The organism is Streptomyces sp. NPDC057543 (assembly GCF_042801895.1).
Taxonomy (GTDB): Bacteria; Actinomycetota; Actinomycetes; order Streptomycetales; family Streptomycetaceae; genus Streptomyces.
Window position 1 is genome coordinate 1 of record NZ_JBHVFF010000512.1, and the last position, 3,056, is coordinate 3,056.

The following is a 3,056-nucleotide window of genomic DNA, read 5'->3' on the forward strand; positions in this document are numbered from 1 at the left end:
TGGTCGTCGTGCACCGGCCGGAGCGGTTCGCCCTCCGTGGCCTCGCGGTACTGGTCCTGGAAGCCGAGGAGGTGGCCGGTCTCGTGCGCGATGACGTGCGACTTGTCTTCCCCGCCCGCCCCGTCCTCCGCGACGTACCAGGTGGCGCTGTCGTCCCGGCCCTCCCCGTCCGGGTCCGGATGCAGCTCCACCTTGCGGTGCGCCTGTGCGGGATCGTCAACGAACTCCAGCTCCACCCGCAGCAGATCCCCGTTCGGGAGACGGTGGTTCGGGGCGTTGTAGTACGTGTCGACGCCGCGCTTCGCCATCGCCTTGGCGTTCGCCACGTGGTTCGTGGTGGCGCCGGGCTGGAGGTCCAGATGGATGCGGACCGTGACGTCGGAGCGCACACTGCCGTCGCTGAGCAGGGTGCGCTCGACGGAGAACGCGCGCTCATGGACGGGCGCGGCGGCCCCGCCCAGTTCACGGGTCCGGTTGCTCGGCCGGACAACGTCGGCCGTACCCAGCGAACGGACGTCGGTGACCGGCTCGGGGCGGGGAGCGGGAGGGAAGGGCGCCGTGGGTATTTCGGCGACGGAGTAGTCGGCGGTGGGCGTGAGCGTGGGCGGGGATGCCGGGGCCCTGTGCGGGCCGGCGTGCTGCGTCTGACGAGGGGCGTTCGGCGAGGCGTGCGGCTGGGTGGAGGCCGACTGAGCGGGGTGCGGGTCCGTGGAGGGTGTCGCGGGCGGCCCGTCGTCCTGGGCCACGCCCCCCTTGTACCGCACGTCCAGCTGCATGAGCTGGAACTGGACGAACTCCTTGTAGTAGGCCAGTTCCCCCGCCAGTTTCGGGGGCAGTGGGCCCGACCGCTCGGCGAGTTCCACCGTAAGGAACAGATCGGCCTGGTGTCTCCCCTTCTCGCGCGGGTTGAAGTCCGCAGGGACCGGCTTGGTGCCGTCCTGCGTTTCCTTGCGCCAGTGTTCTACCAGCTCTCGCAGGCGCTGATCCGTGAAGACGTCCAGGCCCAGGTGTTGCGCGTCCGGGGCCCAGTGCATGAAGGAGCGGAATCGCTGTTCCGTGCGGGCGGGGTCGCTGCCCAGCAGTTCGTCGGCGGCGGCGTCGAACCGGGTGTGGTCGCGGGCGATGCGAATGTCTTCTCGCTTCTCGCGTTCTCTGTCGCGGTAGTTCTGCCCCAGGGTCTCGGGTGAAAGGGGCTGCTGCCAGAAGGACTTGTCCTCGCCCAGGTTGGTGACGTCCTCCGGGCGCACTTTGAGGGTGTCGGCCAGCCGTGTCAGATACCTCGGGTGCACGCCCAGCGCGTGGGCCTGGGCTGCCGTGTCGTGCGGCATGAGCGGCAGGGGATGGGTGCGCGAGTCATTGAGTAGCTTCTTGGCTCCGGCCAGATCCATGCCGACCACGCTGGACAACAGGCTCTGCTTGGTGTGCAGGTACGAAGAGAAGGACCACCACTCGGAGAGTGGCGAGCCGATTTCCGTCATTCGCCGGACGAACGGGCCTGTGGGCCCGGCCTCCAGTCGGGCGGCCAGCTGGTCGAGTGCGTCGAGGGCCGGACGCAAGGGGGCGGTGCCCTGCAGGACGACGTCGATGCTGGTGAGGTCGGAGGGGTGCAGTCCGAGGGCCTCGGCTGCTGTGGCCGTGCGCTCGGTGCCTGTGCCTGTGCCTGTGCCTGTGCCTGTGTCCGTGCCTGTGTCCGTGCCTGTGCTTTCGTTCCCGCCCGTATGCGTGTTCGTGTTCGCGTTCGTGAGGGGGCCGGGCGGCGGATTCTGGCTTCGGTGCTGCGCCAACAACTCCCGTACGCCGGGCTCGTCGAGCAGTCCGGCCGGGGTGTTGCGGTGCACCGAGGTCGTCACGTCCGATGCCCAGACCGAGCCCAGCGTGTGGTGCTGCTGCCCTTGCGGGCCCTGCCAGCCGGCCGGTGTCGGTGGTACCGGAGGCAGCAGTGCCGCCACGTTGTACAGGAAAGAGTCCAAGCCCTGCTGGTCGGTGGGGTGGACCAGCGTCAGGTCCGCCAGGGTGCTCGTGTCCACGTTGTCCATCATGATCTGGAACAGTTCGGAGCGGCGCGAGAGCTTCACCGTCGGGTCGTCCGTCGGGGACAGCTCTACATCGAAGGTGCCCTCGCTCAGTTCACGGCGTTGTAGCGGGTCGCGCCACTTGAATTCGGCGGCCAGCTGCTGACGTACCTCTGGCATCTGCTGGTCGACCAGTCGGCTGTGCTGCTCCTGGGCCAGCGACGGATGTGGCAGAACCCGGGTGACGCGCATGCCCAGGGTGCCATCCTGGTGGATCACCCGCTGGACACTGAACACTGCCACCTGGCCGCCCGGTTTGGGCACACTGAATCCCAGGGGAGCGGTGACCGCGATCACCTCGGAGGACGTGGGCGGGAGAAGCGGTTGATCCGACGAGGGTCGGGCCCACAGGTGCTCGCCGTCTCGGACGTGTCCGTGCATCCGTACGCCGTCGTGCACGCCCTCCCACAGATAGCCGCCCTCCGGGGCCGCCGTCCACGAACTGTTGCCGAGCGCGTTGCGGTGGGCTCCGGCTATCGCGTTCCGGAGATCGGACACCGACCAGCGGTCGGGGAAGAGCAGTTGGCCGGTATTCACCGTGCCGTCGGCGCCGAGCACGGCCCCGATCTCCTGGTCGCCGCGCTGCCATTCGAGAGGGGGTGGGGCGTTGCCGGCGGCGGCCTGTGCCGTCAGCCCGCGCAGGTTCGGTTCTCTGAACCAGACGGTGGCCCACTGGGTGCCGTTCGGGTGTGCGGCCCACGTCGGGTTGATCAGGACGCCGTGTTTGCGCTGCGCGAGGGCCCCGTCCGGACCGGGCAGCGTGTAGTGGACGCCGGTTCTGTCGGAGGTGGAGCCGTATGTCAGGAAGCGCAGTGCGACGTCACCGAACGCGGGATCGTCGTACAGCCCGCGGGGTGGCGGCGGTTCGAGGTGGGTGGGCGGCAGCAGGCCGTTCTGGTCGGGGTGGGGGGCGAAGTCGGTGATGGTGCCGGTGGTGTCGGCGCTGCCCTTGATGCGTACGCCCTGGTAGACGCCGTCGAAGGT

1 pseudogene is annotated in these 3,056 nt (G+C 69.2%); it reads right to left on the bottom strand.

What is annotated here, in order from left to right:
• A pseudogene (locus ACFU8Q_RS40635) lies at positions 1-3,056 on the bottom strand (hypothetical protein); the annotation flags it as partial.